Below are 19702 nucleotides of genomic sequence, written 5' to 3'. Positions count from 1 at the left end.
GAAAGCTTTGTTAAGATAAGACATTTTCGAATGCTTATGTACATATGTTATCAAATAATTTGCTGAAAGTGATGAGACTTAAGACGTATTTTTCTTTCATAAATAAGTCGGAGAGAAAATTAATATTCAATTTCCTCAAAGTCTTTCGGCTGCGGTACAGTTTGCATATTAGCTGCATCTTTCGGATCGCTATAAATCGCGTTTTGTTCTGTGTTTACATCCTTTATATTTTGCTTTTTATTTTTATTCACTTCATTTTTCATTAAAGTTCACTCCTTTTTATTATAGGAGTAGTTATGCCCTAACCATATTATTTTTACTGCTACTAAATGTATCAGCGACTAAATTGCTAAATTCACGTAAATAATATAAATAATTATCCCCACCATAGTTGTATCTTTTATTGTACATTTTAGCAACGACGACATTATATTCTGGAATGACTAATATCGTTGGTCCTGTAATTCCTAATATTTGATAGGAACCTTTAGGAACTCGCTCACCAAGTTCACTAAATAAAGCAGGTTCATTTTGAACGAACCAAAACAACCCGTTTTGAGGTAGTTCTTTATTTGTATACTCTGGACTTTGTAAGCTCGTAGCAAGTGCTATAACTTCTTTTGGGACAATTTGTTTACCATTTAAAAACCCGGTATTTAAATGCAGGTTCCCCCAGTATGCAAATTCTCTCGCAGAGACAAACAAATTTTTCTCGGAGCCGTCATCTACTGTACCAACACTATTTATGGCATCTTCATTTGGATTTACAACAACCTTAACTACATTATCATCTTGCTTTATTCTCCATCCAGTTTCTTTGAAATCAGCAGGTATGAATACACGCTCCTTTAATAGTTCAGGAAAACTCTTATTATACAGCTGATAAATAAGCTGCGTGACCATTCTTACATTAATATCTCTGTACGCCCAAGCTTGTCCCGGCTCAAACTCACGAAAAACTGTCCCATCATTAGTTTCATTTAAACCGTGTGAATGAGTTACTAAATGTCTTATCGTTGTTTTACCGAGTAATGAAGGATCAGGTTTTTCAAAATAATTTACTGCCTCGTCATCAAGTGATTTTATTTTCCCCTCATAAACTGCATAAGCTACCATTAATCCTAAATAGCTTTTTCTTGCGGAAGCGACATTGAACTGTGAAGATATGTTTACTTTTTTACTAGTAGAAATATTTGAATGCGTTCCACTATAATGCTCGAGCACAATCTTATTATCTTTAATAATACAAAGTGCTGCCGCAGAACTTTGATTTGTCTCTTTAATGTTTTCTACCCATGAAATTAATTTTTCATATTTGTACAAATAAATATCCCCCTAAAACATATAAAAATGACAGCATGAAAGAAAAGTTTCAATACATTATAACTTTGCATCGGCACTTTTCTTTCATGTGAAATATTATTGATCTATAGTACTTAAATAATCCACCAGCTCCAGCAATTAGAACAGCTGAAACAACCAACGCAGCCTACACAACCTACACAACCGCCGCAACGTCCGCCGCCACAACCACCACAGCGACCACCACAACCGCCACAACGTCCGCCGCCACCGCATCCGCCACAACGACGTGCATCGTCTTGAATGTAGTAATATGGATATTGATTTTGTTGCTGATCCCAATAAACAACATTACCAGGTTGATAAGCATTAAGGTTTAATGCTTGTAGTTCTTGTTGAAAATCATTCATTATGAAACCCTCCATTTATAAATGTAAATTCCGTCCATATCTTTAAGTTTATTTACTTTTAAAAATAAAGTAGAAATAAGGCTATAGACTAAATGCGTACATCAACAAAATATGACTTTACACTAGGTGATGTACCTTGTTTATGAGCCTATTTTCTTTATATTCTTTTAGTGGACGTAATTAATATAAATAAAGACAATTAAAAGTTACTAATCCAGCAAGTTAATAGTTCATCACTTAATTTTCTTTCTAGTAATTCTTTTACGGAAGGTGTTGGCATTATTGTATAGGAGTTTATATTTTCTTTATTAAAATCAATCCAGTGAAATGCTAAATGGGACTCTTTAGATATTGGAGTAAAATCTGATTTTAACTCATTTGAATCTATTTAAAAAATGTGGTTAATTTCATGGTGAAGGGTTTCTTTGGCTTGCCATTTATTTTCTATGACGCCTAAAAATTGTTTTATACTGCAAGTAACTCCAAGTTCTTCTCGTAACTCTCTTATTAGTGCATTTTCTGCTGATTCCCCAATTTCAACATGGCCACCAGGTAAAAAATAGTGATGTCCTATGTATTCAGCAACTAGTAATTTTTCATCTTTTATCATGATAGCTCGTACAATATGATGGAATTTACTTTTCATTTTGTATTCCTCCTAATCATTCACTTTATACTTGCTCGAAAATTGTCATTTAAAAGCGAGATAATATAAATCATAGGTGTTTCATATGGATGAACATTATTAATAACTGCAAGAGAACATTTTACATGTTTTCGTTTACAATTTAATTAAAACTAATAATTTTGATAAATGATTCTAAAAAAGAGTATGTTTATGAAAAAAATTATCAAAACATACTCTTAATATTTTTAGTTGATTCATTCTTTTACAATAAGGTTTGATTAGCCCTATTCTTTGCGGCCTCAAAATCGAAGCCGTAGCTAAAGTATGCAATCACTACTTTTCCCTAAGCAAATCTATTCTCTATTTCAAATTTACCTGCCTGTACAAATTTTAGACTCTTAACGAACCACGAAAGCCTCTTGCGGCATAGTAAGATTCTGCCCCATTGTGATACACAAAGACGTGTCCAAAGCGATAATCGCAAAAAAGGGCACCGCCAAGTTCTCTAATGTCAGAAGGTGTTTGCACCCAACTCGATGTCTTCAAATCGAAATTTCCGAGATTTTGCAACGTGCGATATTCTTCTTCCGTTAATAGTTCAATGCCCATAGCAGTTGCCATATCAATAGCGTTATTTTCTGGTTTATGTTTCTTTCTTGATTCTAGCGCTTCAAGGTCATAACAAACACTTCTACGACCTTTAGGACTTTCTGCTGAACAATCATAAAAAATGTATTCGCCTTTTTCTTTATCAAAATCAACAACATCAGGTTCGCCACCAGTTCTTTCCATTTCATTGAGTGACCACAATTTTTCAGTATTAGCATCCAGCTTTTCTTGAACATTAGTCCATTCTAGGTCGTTATGGCGGTTCATATGATTCTCAAAACGATCTTTCAATGTTTGTAGTAATTCTTCGCGTTGCTCTAGTGACAACTCCTTTTTATTACTTTCTTTCATATTAGTTCCTCCCATGATGTTTTTATTAATGATAGTTTAAGTATATATAAATACTGTTTTATAATAAAATGTTTAAATAATTGTGTGAATTCTGCTTGCAATAATTTATATAACTTAGTAACACCACTTCTCCGCAATTTGGATCTAAAACAGAACAACTTATTGTTTCTAAGCAGTTTCTTAATCGATCTTTCAATTCTAGATGTTCTTTTCTTTTTCACCATAAATACAAGATATAACTCTATTCAAAACAGTACATCTTTATTTCAACAACAATAAGCGATATATTTCCTCACCGTCGTATACATTTCCTAATGGTTTAAAACCATAATATTTATATAGTTTTTTTGCAGAAATATTATCTTTATGGACAGTTAATCTAATTTCCTCACACTCTTTAAAGTTATTTTTAATTAAGTTAATGATTTCCTTTAATGCTGCTTTTCCATATCCTTTTCCTTGCTCTTTTTCATCAACGATAAATCCGTTAATCCAATACATATCTGTTGATTCTCGTACATAAGCGTGCATAATAAAACCAACTATAAGGTCGCCATCATATATAGCGAATGGAACATATTCGACATTTTCACCATCTGGTTTTATGTATACTTTAGCAAGTGATACTGCCACTGCCGGAACAAATTGCATTTGATTTTCTTTAACTTGTAATTTCAATGCGTCTTCCCAATTTTCTCTCGTAACAATTTTTAATTGGACGTTCACTATTTTAAGCTCCTTTAAAAAAGAATTTATCTTTTATATTCAACGGAGTGAAATGATTCCCTTTTTCGACAGCACCTTATAGCATTATTTTTATAAAGTCTCGAATAAATTCTTTTTCATCTAATTCTAATGCTATTTATTATAGATATTTTCCGCTCTCGATTTGTTTATAATTATCTTTTTTAAATGTTAAATGAGTAATTATAACCCCTAATATAGTAATTACCCCTCCAACTATCGAAACAAAAGTTGGCACCTCACCTAACCATATCCAAGCGATAATACATGCAGCTACTGGTGTTAAATATAAAGAACTTGTTGCTTCAGAAGCACTGGAATGAGATGTAATATATGCTAATGTAATATATGGAAGTACTGTCGGGAACACACCTAAATATATAATACTCAAAGTAACTTCTATATGACTATGGATCAAGTTCTTTATCTCAAAGAGTTGCTGCAGAATGGTTAATCAAAGGTTTTTATGAGGAGCACGTAGCAAACGTAAGGATTCACCTAAAAGAGCGAAGACGAATAATGATACAAGCCTTAAATAAGTATTGTGCAGATATTGCCACGTGGGATATTCTTAGCGGCGGATTTTTTATATGGCTAAGGGTGATACCTAACATTCCGATGAAAAAACTGTTTTCAGAAGCATTATCAAAGGGAATTCTTTTAAATCCGGGACGAATTTATGAAGAGAAATCAGATCAGTACATTCGTTTATCGTATGGCTATGCTTCCCCTGAACAATTTACTCAAGGTATTTATATATTAAGTGAATTGATTAGTGAGTTGATGGAATAACAAAAATCCTCTTTAATGTAAAGAGGATTTTTGTTATATCTTATTTACCACAATCTCATCTCGTGTCCTAATAAAATGAGTTCTTTATAAGAATCACCGTCAATCTTTAGCGCTTGCACAAAAGATACCCTTATTTCAATATATTAAGTCGAACTAACAATGTTATTCAACTTTTCTCCTATACTGCAATACTATAAAAATAAAAAGGAGGAATTATTATGAGCATTTTCAATATTCTTTTGACCATTCACATATTATTTGGAACCATATGTTTAATTACGGGAATTGTAGCTATGCTTGCTCAAAAGAAGAAAGGAAAGCATACAGAATGGGGCGAAATATATCATGCATCCTATGTTGTAATAACTCTTACTGCAATTATATTGTCCATTATAAACTGGGATAAAATCGCATATTTATTTTATGTAGCAATTTTCTCTTATTCATTTGCGATTTATGGCTATCTTGCAGGAAAAAAGCGTTGGAAAAATTGGATTCATCACCATATTAGAGGTATGTTAGGCTCCTATATCGGTGCCGTTACCGCACTTTTAGTAAACATCGGAATTCATATTCCCATTATTAATTTACTGCCGCCTATATGGTTTTGGTTTTTACCGACGTTAATCGGTATTCCTCTCGTAGTCAGTGTATCAAAAAAATATAAAAAACAAAGGAAAAATTAATTGCATTTTGGTTAATTTCTAATTTATTTTGATATTATATGTAGTGAATTGAATATTTTGTTTTTGCACTAAGGACATGGAATGGAAGAAAAATAAAAGGAATCCAAGCTTTTGGATTCCTTTTATTTCTGTTTCTTTAAGGCATAAGTGTATCCAAACGATCTGGATAATTAGTAAACATCCCGTCGACGCCCCAAGAAATTAACTTTTTCATATCTTTTTCATTATCTACTGTAAATGGATGAACTTCTAATCCATAATTCTTTATTTTTTTTACGTAGGCTGCATCAATATATTTGTAATTCATACCAAGACCTATGCAGTATGTTTTATACTTTTCTATTTCTGATTCTGTTAATTGAACTGCTTTTTTATATGATAATAATTGTACTAGCGGTATATTGGCATTTAAATTATGAATCTTTCGCAGACTTTCTTCACTAAATGATTGAATAATAACTTTATCATTTATTTGGTAGTGATTAATAATTTCTAATAGTTTTTCTTCCATTCTAGGATATTCATCTGGCGATTTTGTTTCGATATAATAGTTAGCATTATGTCCAAACGTTTCAATAATTTCTTCTAGTGTTGGAACTTTAGCACCTTCAAATTCTTCCTTTGCTAAATTGGAATTCTTTTTATTGAAAAAAGATCCTGCATTTAGTTTCTTTATTTCTTCTAATGTATGTTCTTTAACTAATCCCATACCGTTTGTTGTACGGTTTAATGTTTCATCATGCATAGCTATTAAATGTCCATCTTTTGTCATTTGGAGATCTACTTCTATATAGTCACCTTTTAATTGTTGTCCTAATGTATAAGCCACTATTGTATGTTCTGGTGCATATGCAGAAGCACCTCTATGCGCAATGTTTTTTATATGATTTGATTGATTAGTAGCTTTTATATAATTATGTTCATTTACTTGTTGAAAAACAAAGATGCTTATTACTGTGAAGAAACAAATGATTGTAATTATAGATGTTTTTTTCATAACGGTATGTTAACTCCTATATTTAAAACAATTTGACTTGGATGATTTACTCAAATAAATGCCGATTTTCAAAAACAGTCATTTGTCCTACAACTTGAAAGCCGGATTTTTTATAAATATTTATTCCATCAGGTGAAGCTTGTAATACGCAATACGTATTTTTTAGTTGTTTAGCTTCTTGCAGTAAGAAATTAAACATAGTAGAGCCGAATCCTTGTCCTCTCATTTCTTCTTTAGTCGCAATATCATAAATACCGACACTATCTTTCGTACATACTAAAGAGCCAACAGATACTACCTCACCTTTATAAAGACCTAAGTATAGTTTCATGTCATCGCTATTCCATAAATCTAAAGAAGAAATTTGATTATAGTATGATCGAACATTAGAGCCTTCCGCTGATGTACCGAATAAAGCCGCTAATGTTTCGCCAAATTTTTGTATTTGTACCGGCGAAGTTGCTTTTTGTATTGTAAAACCTGCTGGTATGTCTATTGTAGGAAGAATTGTTTGTAAATCTGCAACCATTGCAATATTATTTTCTGCTTCTATTAATCTAAGTTTTAGTAACTCGTTCTTAAGTGTATTCTCTCGCTTTGCATCCCAACACCAAACACTCATGGGGAACCCTTTTTGATTAAAGTATTCTATCTCCGCACATAATTCCTCGTTTCCTTCCGTTAAGTTGTTGTTTAATAAAGTAATAATATTAAATGTATCTGTAGGTAAACCACAGTTAACGGCAATATAATCCTTCGTTTTCTTTACACTCATTCCTTGCACATGTCGAGCAACATACGTAGTTTTATATGTAAAATTATCTATAAGTAACTTTTGATAATTCATCAATCGTGCTCCTTTCATAGAAAGTAATAATTTAATAACTCCTATATTAAATATAACATATAAGAAATTTCACTTAATCAATGATATCCCCCTTTTTAACCCCTTTATATCACACGATGTAGCATAATAAGAATTAAAAATGATATAACATTGTCGGAATGAAAAAAGTGGTATATAATAAATATTAACATTACTAGTAATTATTTTAGGTATTCCTAGAATAAAGGAGCGATACATATGAAAATTACTATTTATTTCGGAAGTCATGAAGATCAAGATGTTCGTACTATGGACTGTCATTTAGATGTAGAAGATACAGAAGAGATTGTTTCTGTATCATAATATAAATAATCGGGATGAACCTATTCCCTACAGCGTTTAAGACACCTTTTATAGGTGTCTTTTTTATTGTTTTTTCATCAAAAACCCTTTACTTTAGAGCGTTTTAATAGTAAAATATAAATATACGAACAAACGTTCTTTTTGATTTATTTGTACATGAAGGGATGATTTTAACAATGGCTCAAGCAAAGCGCAGAGGAAGAAAAAAGCAAACACCTATTATTTCAAATACAGGCTTTATCGGCTCTGTCTTTATTGATACATTGGAGTTACAAAAGAAATCCTATTATTTCGCTCGTAAAAAACTTCAAATTGTTCATCACGTACTAGATGGTCTATCTGGGGCAACGAGTGCATTATTTAAAGAACATAATATCTCCGCATACATGTCATGTGTGTATTTACATAAACAAAAGAAAATCGGCTTTGTTCTTTCAACAAAACCGTTTGAACAAAGTGATGGGTTTGCTTACTTTATAAATTATTTAATCGAAAAGAATTTTTACGGTAACGAAGAAGTAGAATATCAAGAAGTATTTAATACAGGTTTTATTGGTGTAGTATTCGCGGATTTATCTAGTATAGATCGCTTTAATTTTGAGTTTGAAATGGGTATGTTAACGAAATTAATGAAAGATATGATTATTCCGGTTAAAGAGCTCTTTTTACGCCACAATGTACCGGCTTACATCTCCACTTCTCATTTAGAGGAGCAAAATAAATTAGGTTTCGTTCTATCTGTAAAACCATATGATGAACGTGCAGAAGCAGATTTATACTTCGAAACATATTTAAAAGAGCGCGGGTTATTTATTGGTGATGAAGAAGATGATATTGATAAGATTGTTATTAGAAAGACAGCTGAATTACGATAGAAAAGCACAGGATAATGATCCTGTGCTTTTTAAACATTTAACAATATCATTTAGTTACGTTAAACACTATAATCTGTTGAATGAATTTCTAAATTCAACTTATTTGAGTAAGCCTTATTCAAAATAAGAAATACTATCCCTCCTGCAATTGGAAGCATGTAGGCTGGAATATAATTTAATAATAGACCTGATAATGCCAGTGCTATTGGCTGCATCATTTTACCTATACTTAATCCAATACTGAGCACTCTTCCCCTATATTCATCGGGAATCTCTTTTTGCATGAAATAAGTTAAAGGAATATCAATTAGTGCTATCATTAGTCCTAAAAAGAACATAATAATGCAATACATAGTAACGTATACAAAATTATCTACTTCAATACTGTTGAATAAAACTGGAATCCCTGAAATTATCATAAAAATTGCCAACATAAAACTTGATTTTTTCAAAAGATAGGAATAAGAAAAACAATCAGTTATCTTTTTTACTAATATTGCACCAACTATCATTCCTACTGGAAAAGTCCCATGAATTATGCCAAATTGCTTCGAACTAAGATTGAGAACTGTGTTTATTATGTACGGTAATGGAACGATTACAGCAAAACCTAGGAAGAAATTAAGTGAAGTTAAAATACGAAACGTATTTTTTAAGCTTTCCCTTTCAATTAAGTAAGAAAACCCCTCTTTTATATCTTTAATAAAATTAATTTCTCTTTTTGAACATTCCTCATTTATGTTGTACTCGAACAATTTAAAGTGAATAAACAATATGGATATGCCCGAAAGAATAAATGAAATACCATTTGTAATTATAAAAGTTTTTATATCTAATACAGCAAAAACGATGCCCCCTAACATAGGACCGAGAATTAAAGATACAGAATCGATAATTTTACTTATAGAGTTAATACTCATTAATCTCTCTTTAGACACGATATTTGGTTTTGCTGCTTCTAACCCTATTCCAAAGAATGTTGTAAATACCGACATAAGAAAGGTAATAGCATAAATAATGAATAAGTTTAATCCATAATTGCTGCTTACTATATAAGTAACAATTAATAAACTTCCACTTAGTAAATCCATGCAAACGACCAGTTTCTTTTTATCAACTTTATCTGCAATTACACCGGCAAATGGATTCATAACAATCATTGGAATCGTTCCTAAAATGAGTGTAATTGCGAAATTTAATGCTGATCCGGTTATTTGTAAAACATATAATCCTAATGCGAAACTATAAATAGAGCTACCAAATATTGATATTGTTTTCCCAATTACATAGAGACAAATATTTTTTAGTTCTTGGTTGCTTTTTTCATTTTGTAACTGTATTCGTAAACTCTCCATAACTTTTCCCTCCCGCTTAACTTTGTATTACGTACAGTGTAAGTTCTCGGGTCAACCCAATATCAATATGCTAGTATTAAAAACTTTTAAAAGAAAAATTAAAAAAGATGGGGTTAACCCCATCTTTTTCCGAAAAATGAATATGTATAAATTTCTTCTCCTTGAACAAAGAAATCCTCGTATTTTCCTCCTCGTTCTATATATTCTGAAGTTCTTTCATCTATGGAATTAAACTGTAGCTTTTGGATTTCTCTCTTCACTTTTGAAGACGTAAAATTATCTCGAAATCTAGTTGTAATTTGGCTATTTATGCTGAAATTTTTAAATAAAATAAATGAACTTAATAAATAACAATCAGGTTTTAAAAGGGAATTTAATTCATGCAGCAAAAAGATTTCATTCTCAAAACTGTAATTACTTGTACCAGACTGATCAATTACAATATCAACAGAATGGTTCTGAATAGGTATACTTAAAAAATCAGCGCAAATAAAAAGAATGTTTCTTGTGGAGTTTCTTCTTTCAATTACATCTTTTAAAAATAGAAGTTTATTCAAATCTCGATCAACAGCAATATATAAGCAATCTTCTGGCAGCTCTTCATAAATATTTCGTAAAAAGAATCCAAAACCCGATCCTATATCAAGCAGTACCTTGTCATTTAAATCTAGTTGTTTTAATTTCTTTTTCGCCCATTCTCCTGCTCTATGTATATTCTCCAAATAAGAAGAATCAGTTTCATGGATATAATCTGAAATAGGATCTTCAAAAGAAGCCCTGTCAGACGTTTCAAACGATTTACCTGCTATTAAAATCCCTGAAGTAATAACATACTCTTCGCCGCAATTACAAGTTAATTTCCCCTCCATAATTTGATTGCTATTAATAATTCCATCTTGAAGAATTAAATTTCCGCTACACTTAAAACATGTAAGAAAATTAAGTACCCTTAAATCTATCCCTAAAATTGAATTAGAAATCTCCGTTGTTATAGATAAATCATTTAACGCTGCCTTCAATTTATCTCTTCTTTCCTTTAAAATTTTTATTTCATGTTCCATCTTTTCATATTTCAATTTAAATAAAGATTGGTAAAAAGTATCTTTTTCGTAATTCATAGATTTTGCTAAACTTTTATAAAGAAAAAGTTCTTTAATTTCATTCAAACTAAATCCTAGCCATTTGTACTCTAATATAAGCTCTATATCTTTTTGACAATACTCATCAAAAAAATAATGGCCCCCCTTCTTTTCGGGGATAATTAGCCCGAGATCCATATAATGTCTAATCGTATCTATACTTAAATTATTTTTTTCTCCAAATTTACCGATTTTCATAATATCACTACCATTTTAATATTTGTTTATAAATACTTCTTTTCTAATCATAGAAAATCCTTTTATCTATCTATATATAATTATCTTTAGTATGGGGTAGATTCAATGAATACTTTATATTTGTTATAGAAAAAAATAAAAAACCCGCGAATTATTCACGGGTTTTACTCTTAATAACTAATTGCTATTGTTCCTTCACCTGCATGTACAGCAAATGAAATTGGCAATGGATAAAGCTTGAAATCCATTTCAGGGAATGCTTGTTTAATATCTGAAATCCATTCTTCAGCTCCATCTTTATCGTTAGCATAGAACATATGAAGTACTTTTGGTAATTCTTTTTCAAGCTCATTTTTAATGTAGTCTCTACATTTTTGGATTTTACGCACTTTCTTTTCAAGTAAAAGTTCTCCGCCTTTTACTTCTAAGATTAAGTTGACACTTAATAAACTTCCAAGTAAAAATTGAACTCCCTTTACACGACCACTTGCATATAAACCTTTTAAGCTTTTTGGAAATACATAAAAGGGCCTTCTTTTTTCATCTACTAATGTTTTATGTATATCTTGTAAAGTCATACCATCATTGTATAACGTTTTAGCTTTTCTCAAAAGTTCATCCATTGGATAACTTGTCGTTTCACTATCTAATACAGTTAAAGGGAAACCTGCCATATCAGCAGCTAGCTTCATATTTTGATAAGTCCCACTTACTTTTCCGCTAATAGCAACTGCAAAGCCTTCTTCATATTCTTCTTTGCATTTAGTAAATAATTCTACCATTTCCCCTATGTTAGGTTGCGAAGTAGTAACTGTTCTTCCATCATTTAACGCTTCATAAAGACGTTTATGAACTCCTTCTTCACAATCCTTATAAGACACTCCATCAATAATAACTTCAATTGGGATAACAAAGTTATCACCATCTGTTGTAAAACTCGCAGTTGTACTATCAGTAAACCAAGCAACACGCTTCATGTTGTTCCTCCCTTATTCTGTTCCTCTTTTCTGACTTTTCTATATATTTATCTTACGAAAAGAGAATATCCCCTGTAATAGTAACAGGACTTTATTATTTTGGCTATAGTAGATGGATAATAAATGTGAATGTTTTTTGTCTATTTATCAAAAAAAAAAAGAAAACCACAAAATTTCCCGGTCTTCTTTTAACATTACATTACTTAAATGTTTCGTTATCTAAAATAACAACATAATCATTCGTCATTCGCCCCGCTTCTTTCGTATAACTGACAAGCCGCTGGATGTTATCACAGCAAATTTTTGCTCCCCATACGAGTAACGGTACACCAATAAAATCAATATGAAATCTTCTAGAAAACAAACCGCCTAAAGTCATTGGCAATGGAACTGTTGGTGATGTATTAGAAAAAATAATCTTATCATTGTTTTGATAATGTTTTTGCAGAATCTCTCCTAAATGCTTCATGGCAGGTACAACGACCTTTGATGCCCCGCAGCCAATTGTATATACAGGATTCCCATATTCATCTTTTCCATGAAAAATAATTTTCCCCATATCTTCTGTTTTCAATTTATTAAAGTACTCTACATTTAAAATTTCTTCTTTCGTTAACTTCCGATCAGTTGGTAATTTATTTAAATGATAAGCTGCAGCTAGCGAGGTTGTATGCGTTCCGCCGAAATCCGTGTAAATGAATATCATATTATCATCCCTTGTTGTAAAAGTTCAATATTATTTAGTATTACCGTTCACAGCGTTGTTAAACAAGGGACGAATGTATTTACGCTGTTTGTGTTAATTCATTATATTTTTTCCAAATATAATAGCGTCTACTAATTACGGTACCTAATGTGATACATAAAAAGGCATTCGTTACAACCATTAATGTGTGGTGAGTACTGCCAGGAAACATACTTTGCTTAATCAAAACCTTTGCACCTAAAATAACAAGGAGAATAATTGTACTTAACCAATTTCCTTTTCGTAATACATGACCTGTTTCACTATCTAATCGAAATGTTAAAGCTTTTCCTCTAATAACTCCAAGACCCAATCCAATTCCGAGCATTGCAACGAATAATAGTACGTGCAATATATTTAATTGTCCCATATGAATAATGGACTGGATTGTTACAAAGCACAGCAAAGCCGGAATGAGCCAAATACGATTAATATTCACTTTGTATTCCTTACCTTGCATTAATACAATTATAAGAATAACAAGTAGAATAACAAATAGAATATCCATTTAGAGTCCTCCTATATACTTGTTTACCTTTGAAAATTATATTCGCCTCTGTTCATACCATACTTGAAATACGATAGCTACTTTAATTTGTAAAATACGGAATGTGATTTCCCATCAGCCTTAAGCATTATTTATAAAAGTAAAAAGACGTACTTTCTACTCGTACGTCTTTAGTAGCTTTATTAGTACATTCCTAAACTGGTTTAAACTTTTATTTATCAATAAATTCTACACCTTTAGAGTTAGTTTTATCTAATACTTGAATGTTAAATGTAGCAGCTAATTTTAAAGTGATTTTATAAATGGAATATCCAATTATAGAACCTAGAACGTTACAGATTACATCATCAATATCGGTAATACGTCCCCATCCACTAACTAATGACTCGATTAATTGTAACAATTCTATACTAACCGATATGATAAAACCTAATAAAATAGTATTTTTAACTTTTTTGAATTTATTCCATATAAGTGGTGCTAAAAACCCTAAAGGCATTAATAATAAAACATTCCCGCCTACATTTCTTACGATTAGACCAATCATAAATAGGACATCACCATCATAAGCACTCCCTATTTGACCGATATTTTTAATAATTGATGCAAAAGGAATAATATTGACTGACCGATTAAGATTTTCAACACTAGAAGGAAACCTGATTGGTAAAGGGAATAAGGTTACTGCAACAACCATACAAATGTATACTGCAAATAGAAAACTAATTAATTCTTTCCACCAATTCACATGCTTTTTATTTTTGAACCCAATTAATATACTTCGGACAAATAAATAACAGATAACCCCAAAAATAATAAATAAACTACCGTTAATCATATGCAAATCGCTAACACATCCCTTTATCTTAATTATTCTATAGGACTTTTCGCAGGATGGTTTTGTCATACGGAATAATGCATCTTTATATTATTGTAAATTCATTAAAGAGAAACCTTCATTTGCGGGATTTTCATATTTTTCTTTCCCTCTAAGTACATTGTCATAATATGCTGTATCTAAAAAAGATAACGAACGGCAACGTACCCAGCCTATTTCGTCTTCTTTTTTATATGCTCTAATTTTTATATCCATGTAATTAAAAAACTCCTTCTATTTCTACCATGAATTTTTCGGGTCCTGTCCCTTTATTTGATGGAATAACTAATGTAATTCCTAAGTCCGGGTATACGGCCGAGCGGAAACTCACGCCTGGATCATATCCCATTACATGATATTTAAAAATATTTCCTTGTCTTTTCTCAATCCATATTCCATAGCCGTAAGACTGGCTATTATTCACCAAAATATGAGGAGTTAAAAGTAACTTCGTATATTCGTGGCTTAATATTTCGTTGTTAAATAGAGCTTCCCAAAATTTCACCATGTCTGGTGCAGTAATATAAGCACCACCATCAGAACCTCCTTTTATGGGTATAGAGTATGCATTTGTTCTCCATTTTTGACTATTTACATCCTTTATATATCCGAGAGCTGTATGTTTTGGTAAATTATCTAAAGAAAAATAGCCTGAATCATTCATGCCAACTGGAACAAATATGTTTCTTTCTATATATTCCGTAAATTCAAGTCCTGTCTGCTGTTCTATAATTAATCCAAGTATAATAAAACCTGCATTGTTATAGTAAAACTTATTTCCTGGTGTAAACATCATATTACTGTTTTGGAATAATGGTAAAAAGTCTTTTAAACTTTTTAAAAGATACATAGGGGTTTGTTTCCAAAGATCTTCAAAGTTATCCATGATACTTTCATCAAAATAATCTGGAATACCCGAACTATGCGTTAAAAGTTGATGTACTGTAATATCTTCATTAAAGTTTGGGAATTTAATATGTAGACAATCTTTTAACTTTGTATGAAAAGTAATTACACCTCTTTCAACAAGTTGACAGATACTGATAGCAGTGAATAATTTACATCCTGAGGCAATTCCAAATCTTGTTTGTAGTGTATTGTTTATACATTCACTTCGGTTAGCATATCCAAATGAATTTTCATAGATAATATCGTCATCTTTTTTTATTAAGACTACCCCAGAAAAATCTATATTCTGATGTATTTCTTTTACAATTTTCTCTATTTGATCTTTTGTTTTTATCATAATAACCACCCTTGTTTATCAGTATTGTTCTTTCCCCTTATTATTTTTCCATATATAGGGGAAAGAAACCTCCTATTCACCCCCCTTAAGTTTTAAATAAAAACCAAGGGAACTATTTCGATTTTATTGATTCAGCGGAATATACCTTAGACTGCGATGGTAATAAAGTAAACACGCATAATAGGATAGTAATAAGTAGCATTACCAATACTCCTACAATGACTGCAATTTGTATAGAAGTGAATTGAGTTGCAATGCCGAACAGAATCGTTATAAAAATTGTTAAAACAGCTATAACGAGCCCGTATATACTCCCGATTCGTCCCATCATATGAACCGGAACGTTATTTTGATAAAATGTGTAAAATCCTGTATTTGCATATGCCATAGAGAAAGATAGAATAAAGAATCCGATAGCAGCTATTAAAAACTCACTTGAAAAAGCATAAATCAAATATCCGATTGCAATGAATAATGATCCTATCCCAATTAGAAATGAAGGTGCTAATTTTTTTGATAAAATTGTATTTGTTATGGCTCCTACAATAAAACCCGCTCCAGCGATACTAACTAGGAAGCCATACTCACTATCTGTTAACAATAAAACTTCTTTTGCAAACGATAGTTCAAGCGAATCAATAGCGGTAGCTAAGACCATCATCCCTTGAAATAAGAAGTAAACACAAACAATATACATAGATTTTTTACTAAAATTTAAAACTATGTTCCAATCTTTCTTTAATACAGTTAGTGACAATTTATCATTGGATGTATTAGAATCGTCTTTCTTATCAAGATTAGGTAAAAATAATGTAATGAACCCTGATAGCAGAAATGCTATAGCATTCATATATATTGCAAACTCTGGTGTGCCAATTATTAATAATATCCCCGCTACCGCTGGACCAATTAAAAATACACCAGATCCTATTAAACTACGTAGTGAGTTGAAACGTTGTCTTTGCTCTACTGGAATTAATTTCGTCATATATGTCATAGCAGTTGGCTCATAAATCGCACTAGCCATGTTAATAAAGAATACTAAAAGATAGATAATCCAAAGAGATGGAAGCAAAGGTAAAATGACGATAAATACTGCGCGGTATATATCAAGGTGAATCATTAACTTCCGTTTGTTTAAACGATCTATCATACTTCCCGACCAAGCGTTTGTAAATAAAGCAGCTAATGGTTTAATCACATATAAAGCAGCAACCGCTAAAGCTGAGCCGCCCATATTATAGACAAGTACATTAAGTGCTATTAAGTAAATCCATGCACCTAAATTTGCAATACCGACTCCGGACAGTAGTAATAAAGGATATTCCCAATCTTTAAGTGATTTTTTCACTTTAGACACCCGCTTTCTAAATTGTTTTAAACCAATAAAAAAAATCCCACCCCCAAGACTTAAAGTCTTAGGGACGAGATTTATCATCGCGGTGCCACCCTAGTTTATTAATATGTCGCCATATTAAACTTATCAAGTACTGCATTTAAAAATGCTTATACCTTAGCTCTATAACGGGAGCTCCCGTCACACCACCCCCTTATTAAAGGTTCCGATGTGCTGCTCAGAGGCTTGATTCAATAAAGAATTTTTGCTCCTTTTCAGCTAAATAGAGCTCTCTGTGAAAAATTCATTTTATTTACTCTTCTCATCATCGCATGTAATTTTATCCATATTATCATATAGGTTGTATATTGTAAATAATTAAAAAGAATAATCAGTTTTTTTAAGAAAGTGAACATCCTTTATAATTTTGTAACTTGATTTTTTATTTATTAAAAGAATACGGTGCGTGAAATTGCTTGTAACTCTAACAAAAAGAGCCTATTATACTATAGGCTCTTACAAAATTCGATATTAATTTGTACTCGCTTCTGCTAATGGTTCTAGAGGCGGTTCCAAATCTAGTTTTAAAGTATCACCTTCTTGTATATATTGTCCCTTTTCAATGCTTTGACTCGTTACATACCCTGTACCTGTTGTTTTTACATCTAATTTCAGCAACTTAGAGAAATACATAACATCACGCATTGACCAACCTTTTAGGTTAGGCATTTTCACATTACTTCCTAATAGAAATATGCGATCTCCTTCACTCATTACCTCGCCAGTTTGTGGATATTGTTTTATTATCTTTCCTTCTCCTAATAATACCGGCTGAAATTTCTCTTTTTCTGCAATGTTTTTTACAGTATCCATCGTTTGATTTACATAATTTTGTACTTTTATTTCAGATTGCTTTGTTGCATCTGCCATTTGTTTTTCTGTATATGGTTTCACTTTTAAATATTCTAGACTATTTTTCATAACTGGTTTAAAAATTTCAGCAAGAGGCTGAGCACCGTATTCATTCCCCTTTAATTTAGGTTGCTTAATGGCTAAATATACGACTAATTGCGGATCATCAATTGGAGCCATTCCCAAGAATGAAAAAATATAATTATCTTTCCCTTCCATATATCGTCCATTTTCAGGATTCGGAATTTGCGCTGTCCCTGTTTTACCACCAATCGGATAACCATCAATTTTATACATCGTTCCCGTTCCTTTTGATGAAGTAATAACCCGCTCCATTAAGTTCCTTACCTTATCTGCAGTTTCTTTTTTAATCGGATTCCCTATTTCTTTAGGTTGATTTTCCATAATAACTTGTTTATTTGTTGGATTTACAACCTTATCAACAATATAAGGTTGCATCATTTTCCCATCATTTGCTATAGCTGTGGCCGCTTGTACGATTTGAATAGGAGTTACAGTTGAGCCTTGGCCGAAAGAAGTAGTAACTTGTTGAATTTGAGTATTTAACAATAATGTATTTTTACTTTCTCCAGGCAAATCTATCCCTGTTTTTTGATTGAAACCAAATTTATTCATATATTGCTTGAATTTATTTGGTTTCAGTAACTGGTCTTCTAAAATAGAAAAAGCAACGTTAGATGACCGTTCAAACCCTTCATCAAATGTAATTGAGCCCCATCCATATCCGCCATTATGATCTTTAATTTCTGCTGAACCAACTGTGTATTTTCCTGATTGGAAATATTCTTTCCCGTTATATATACCTTCATTAATTGCAGCAGCTAATGTAAAAACTTTCATTGTAGACCCTGGTTCGAATGCGTTCGCAATTGGATCATTTAAAAAATATTCAATGTCTCCCTTATTAGGATTATAACTAGGCTTACTAGACATTGCTAAAACTTTACCTGTTTTTGGATCTGCAATGATTCCTACTAACATAGAAGGATCATAGTGTTGCTCCGCTTTGTTCATCGCATCTTCTAAAAAACTATTAATTTGTTTATCAAGCGTAAGATATACGTTATTTCCATTTTTAGCAGGTTCTATTTTTCCTATATCATTTGTAAGTGGGATACCTCTTCGTGAACCTACATATTCTACATTTCCGTTTGTAGAGCGTAAATATTTATCCAAACTTTCTTCAAGCCCAAACTTCCCCTCCGCATTACCTTTATCATCTGGTCTTGCAAAACCAAGTATATACGAGGCGAAGTCTTCATTTGGGTATACTCTAGCTTTTTCTGTTGTAAACGATACACCTGGTATTTTCAAATTATTAATTTCTTCCTTCGCTTCTCTAGATAAGTTACGTCCAATTTTACCAATTTCAACTTGTGTACGTCCTTCATGAAAATTTTTCATGATCTCCTCTTTATCAACTTCAAGCGCATCTGCTAAACGTTGTGCAGTATCTTCTTTATCTTTTAATTTATCTTTTCCTTTTAAGTTTACAACGATGCGATATGTCGTTGAGTCTTGGACTAATACTTTCCCGTTTTGATCATAAATTGTCCCGCGATTTGCCTCTAAAACTCCATTTTTATTTTGTTGTTCCTTCGCAAGATCTTTTACATTAACATTATGCACGACTCCTACTGCTTGAATATAAAATATACGTAAAAGCATAGTAAGAAACAAAACAATAAAAGCAATCATCATATATCGAGCGCCTTTATTCGTTTGAAGTTTATGCATACTTATCTCCTTTCTTTTCCAATGTATTAATGCAAAGATGCGCTACTAAATATGTTCTTTAATATAGT

Annotated in this window: 19 protein-coding genes, 4 pseudogenes and 1 other annotated feature; of the genes and pseudogenes, 3 read left to right on the top strand and 20 right to left on the bottom strand. The window is 31.7% G+C overall.

The genetic code is table 11. The annotated features are described in order from the left end of the window. Window positions 1-119: 119 nt before the first annotated feature. The 7 genes and pseudogenes from ACE38F_RS15300 to ACE38F_RS15270 all read right to left on the bottom strand — a co-directional run. The gene (locus tag ACE38F_RS15300) at window positions 120-263 is read right to left on the bottom strand and encodes a hypothetical protein (protein ID WP_002013225.1); all 144 of its coding nucleotides are present in this window, start codon (window positions 261-263) and stop codon (window positions 120-122) included. A gap of 31 nt (window positions 264-294) precedes the next feature. After that, entirely contained in the window at window positions 295-1323 is a 1029-nt protein-coding gene (locus ACE38F_RS15295) for a serine hydrolase domain-containing protein (protein WP_375369046.1), read from the bottom strand. A 113-nt stretch (window positions 1324-1436) separates the two neighbouring features. Next, window positions 1437-1712, bottom strand: a complete 276-nt coding sequence (locus ACE38F_RS15290) for a heterocycloanthracin/sonorensin family bacteriocin (RefSeq protein WP_002110163.1) — start codon at window positions 1710-1712, stop codon at window positions 1437-1439. A 199-nt stretch (window positions 1713-1911) separates the two neighbouring features. Then, a pseudogene (locus ACE38F_RS15285) lies at window positions 1912-2358 on the bottom strand (NUDIX domain-containing protein). A gap of 372 nt (window positions 2359-2730) precedes the next feature. Further along, window positions 2731-3300 (bottom strand): DUF4256 domain-containing protein, encoded by a 570-nt coding sequence (locus ACE38F_RS15280; RefSeq protein WP_207621875.1) that lies wholly within the window; start codon window positions 3298-3300, stop codon window positions 2731-2733. 261 nt (window positions 3301-3561) lie between these two features. Continuing rightward, window positions 3562-4026 (bottom strand): GNAT family N-acetyltransferase, encoded by a 465-nt coding sequence (locus ACE38F_RS15275; RefSeq protein WP_002161616.1) that lies wholly within the window; start codon window positions 4024-4026, stop codon window positions 3562-3564. A 139-nt stretch (window positions 4027-4165) separates the two neighbouring features. After that, window positions 4166-4447, bottom strand: a pseudogene (locus tag ACE38F_RS15270) (EamA family transporter); the annotation flags it as partial. Between the two features lie 2 nt (window positions 4448-4449). Between ACE38F_RS15270 and ACE38F_RS15265 the strand changes: the two are divergent. Beyond that, a pseudogene (locus tag ACE38F_RS15265) lies at window positions 4450-4836 on the top strand (aminotransferase class I/II-fold pyridoxal phosphate-dependent enzyme); the annotation flags it as partial. A 44-nt stretch (window positions 4837-4880) separates the two neighbouring features. Here the strand turns inward: ACE38F_RS15265 and ACE38F_RS15260 are convergent. After that, window positions 4881-4958 (bottom strand): annotated as a pseudogene (locus ACE38F_RS15260) (DUF4269 domain-containing protein); the annotation flags it as partial. Between the two features lie 96 nt (window positions 4959-5054). On the opposite strand from ACE38F_RS15260, the gene ACE38F_RS15255 reads away from it, so the two are divergent. Then, entirely contained in the window at window positions 5055-5522 is a 468-nt protein-coding gene (locus ACE38F_RS15255) for a DUF2306 domain-containing protein (protein ID WP_002161613.1), read from the top strand. 136 nt (window positions 5523-5658) lie between these two features. Here ACE38F_RS15255 and ACE38F_RS15250 read toward each other — a convergent pair whose 3' ends face one another. Then, window positions 5659-6519, bottom strand: coding sequence for a glycerophosphodiester phosphodiesterase (locus ACE38F_RS15250; RefSeq protein WP_375369044.1), 861 nt, complete (start codon window positions 6517-6519; stop codon window positions 5659-5661). A gap of 46 nt (window positions 6520-6565) precedes the next feature. After that, window positions 6566-7366, bottom strand: coding sequence for a GNAT family N-acetyltransferase (locus ACE38F_RS15245; protein ID WP_375369043.1), 801 nt, complete (start codon window positions 7364-7366; stop codon window positions 6566-6568). Between the two features lie 518 nt (window positions 7367-7884). Between ACE38F_RS15245 and ACE38F_RS15240 the strand changes: the two genes are divergently transcribed. Next, window positions 7885-8583: a hypothetical protein gene (locus ACE38F_RS15240; RefSeq protein ID WP_016104985.1), complete on the top strand. Its 699-nt coding sequence runs from the start codon at window positions 7885-7887 to the stop codon at window positions 8581-8583. Window positions 8584-8642: 59 nt separating this feature from the next. On the opposite strand, the gene ACE38F_RS15235 is transcribed toward ACE38F_RS15240, so the two are convergent. From ACE38F_RS15235 to ACE38F_RS15190, 10 genes are all read right to left on the bottom strand, one after another. Next, a complete protein-coding gene (locus ACE38F_RS15235) occupies window positions 8643-9938 on the bottom strand; it encodes an MFS transporter (RefSeq protein ID WP_375369042.1) in 1296 nt (431 codons plus the stop codon). Between the two features lie 113 nt (window positions 9939-10051). Next, the gene (locus tag ACE38F_RS15230) at window positions 10052-11275 is read right to left on the bottom strand and encodes a methyltransferase domain-containing protein (protein WP_375369041.1); all 1224 of its coding nucleotides are present in this window, start codon (window positions 11273-11275) and stop codon (window positions 10052-10054) included. A gap of 170 nt (window positions 11276-11445) precedes the next feature. Beyond that, window positions 11446-12252, bottom strand: a complete 807-nt coding sequence (locus ACE38F_RS15225; RefSeq protein ID WP_002110177.1) for a DegV family protein — start codon at window positions 12250-12252, stop codon at window positions 11446-11448. Between the two features lie 199 nt (window positions 12253-12451). Continuing rightward, window positions 12452-12958 carry a DUF3189 family protein gene (locus tag ACE38F_RS15220; RefSeq protein ID WP_375369040.1) on the bottom strand — a complete coding sequence of 169 codons (507 nt, stop codon included), beginning with the start codon at window positions 12956-12958 and terminating at the stop codon, window positions 12452-12454. A gap of 79 nt (window positions 12959-13037) precedes the next feature. Then, window positions 13038-13505 carry a DUF1453 family protein gene (locus tag ACE38F_RS15215; protein ID WP_131230168.1) on the bottom strand — a complete coding sequence of 156 codons (468 nt, stop codon included), beginning with the start codon at window positions 13503-13505 and terminating at the stop codon, window positions 13038-13040. Window positions 13506-13716: 211 nt separating this feature from the next. Next, window positions 13717-14349, bottom strand: coding sequence for a VanZ family protein (locus ACE38F_RS15210; RefSeq protein ID WP_375369038.1), 633 nt, complete (start codon window positions 14347-14349; stop codon window positions 13717-13719). Window positions 14350-14433: 84 nt separating this feature from the next. Continuing rightward, window positions 14434-14598, bottom strand: a complete 165-nt coding sequence (locus tag ACE38F_RS15205; RefSeq protein WP_002161602.1) for a hypothetical protein — start codon at window positions 14596-14598, stop codon at window positions 14434-14436. Between the two features lie 4 nt (window positions 14599-14602). Beyond that, window positions 14603-15628 (bottom strand): serine hydrolase domain-containing protein, encoded by a 1026-nt coding sequence (locus tag ACE38F_RS15200; protein ID WP_002161601.1) that lies wholly within the window; start codon window positions 15626-15628, stop codon window positions 14603-14605. A gap of 112 nt (window positions 15629-15740) precedes the next feature. After that, on the bottom strand, window positions 15741-16979 hold the full coding sequence (locus ACE38F_RS15195) for an MFS transporter (protein ID WP_033711063.1): 1239 nt from the start codon (window positions 16977-16979) through the stop codon (window positions 15741-15743). Window positions 16980-17045: 66 nt separating this feature from the next. Beyond that, window positions 17046-17302, bottom strand: a binding site (T-box leader). A gap of 193 nt (window positions 17303-17495) precedes the next feature. Next, the gene (locus tag ACE38F_RS15190) at window positions 17496-19634 is read right to left on the bottom strand and encodes a penicillin-binding protein (RefSeq protein ID WP_375369036.1); all 2139 of its coding nucleotides are present in this window, start codon (window positions 19632-19634) and stop codon (window positions 17496-17498) included. Window positions 19635-19702 lie beyond the last annotated feature (68 nt).

Source organism: Bacillus altaicus (assembly GCF_042136375.2).
Taxonomy (GTDB): Bacteria; Bacillota; Bacilli; order Bacillales; family Bacillaceae_G; genus Bacillus_A; species Bacillus_A cereus_U.
The sequence above is the reverse complement of the archived record's forward strand: the minus strand, read 5'-3'. Positions and strand labels throughout refer to the sequence as shown.

What these genes read in the sequence shown, in the direction of transcription:
- ACE38F_RS15200 (WP_002161601.1), bottom strand. Translation starts at nt 15,628, where the DNA reads ATGATAAAAACAAAAGATCAAATAGAGAAAATTGTAAAAGAAATACAT.
- ACE38F_RS15250 (WP_375369044.1), bottom strand. Translation starts at nt 6,519, where the DNA reads ATGAAAAAAACATCTATAATTACAATCATTTGTTTCTTCACAGTAATA.
- ACE38F_RS15240 (WP_016104985.1), top strand. Translation starts at nt 7,885, where the DNA reads ATGGCTCAAGCAAAGCGCAGAGGAAGAAAAAAGCAAACACCTATTATT.
- ACE38F_RS15220 (WP_375369040.1), bottom strand. Translation starts at nt 12,958, where the DNA reads ATGATATTCATTTACACGGATTTCGGCGGAACGCATACAACCTCGCTA.
- ACE38F_RS15245 (WP_375369043.1), bottom strand. Translation starts at nt 7,366, where the DNA reads ATGAATTATCAAAAGTTACTTATAGATAATTTTACATATAAAACTACG.
- ACE38F_RS15280 (WP_207621875.1), bottom strand. Translation starts at nt 3,300, where the DNA reads ATGAAAGAAAGTAATAAAAAGGAGTTGTCACTAGAGCAACGCGAAGAA.
- ACE38F_RS15300 (WP_002013225.1), bottom strand. Translation starts at nt 263, where the DNA reads ATGAAAAATGAAGTGAATAAAAATAAAAAGCAAAATATAAAGGATGTA.
- ACE38F_RS15230 (WP_375369041.1), bottom strand. Translation starts at nt 11,275, where the DNA reads ATGAAAATCGGTAAATTTGGAGAAAAAAATAATTTAAGTATAGATACG.
- ACE38F_RS15225 (WP_002110177.1), bottom strand. Translation starts at nt 12,252, where the DNA reads ATGAAGCGTGTTGCTTGGTTTACTGATAGTACAACTGCGAGTTTTACA.
- ACE38F_RS15235 (WP_375369042.1), bottom strand. Translation starts at nt 9,938, where the DNA reads ATGGAGAGTTTACGAATACAGTTACAAAATGAAAAAAGCAACCAAGAA.
- ACE38F_RS15290 (WP_002110163.1), bottom strand. Translation starts at nt 1,712, where the DNA reads ATGAATGATTTTCAACAAGAACTACAAGCATTAAACCTTAATGCTTAT.
- ACE38F_RS15190 (WP_375369036.1), bottom strand. Translation starts at nt 19,634, where the DNA reads ATGCATAAACTTCAAACGAATAAAGGCGCTCGATATATGATGATTGCT.
- ACE38F_RS15205 (WP_002161602.1), bottom strand. Translation starts at nt 14,598, where the DNA reads ATGGATATAAAAATTAGAGCATATAAAAAAGAAGACGAAATAGGCTGG.
- ACE38F_RS15255 (WP_002161613.1), top strand. Translation starts at nt 5,055, where the DNA reads ATGAGCATTTTCAATATTCTTTTGACCATTCACATATTATTTGGAACC.
- ACE38F_RS15215 (WP_131230168.1), bottom strand. Translation starts at nt 13,505, where the DNA reads ATGGATATTCTATTTGTTATTCTACTTGTTATTCTTATAATTGTATTA.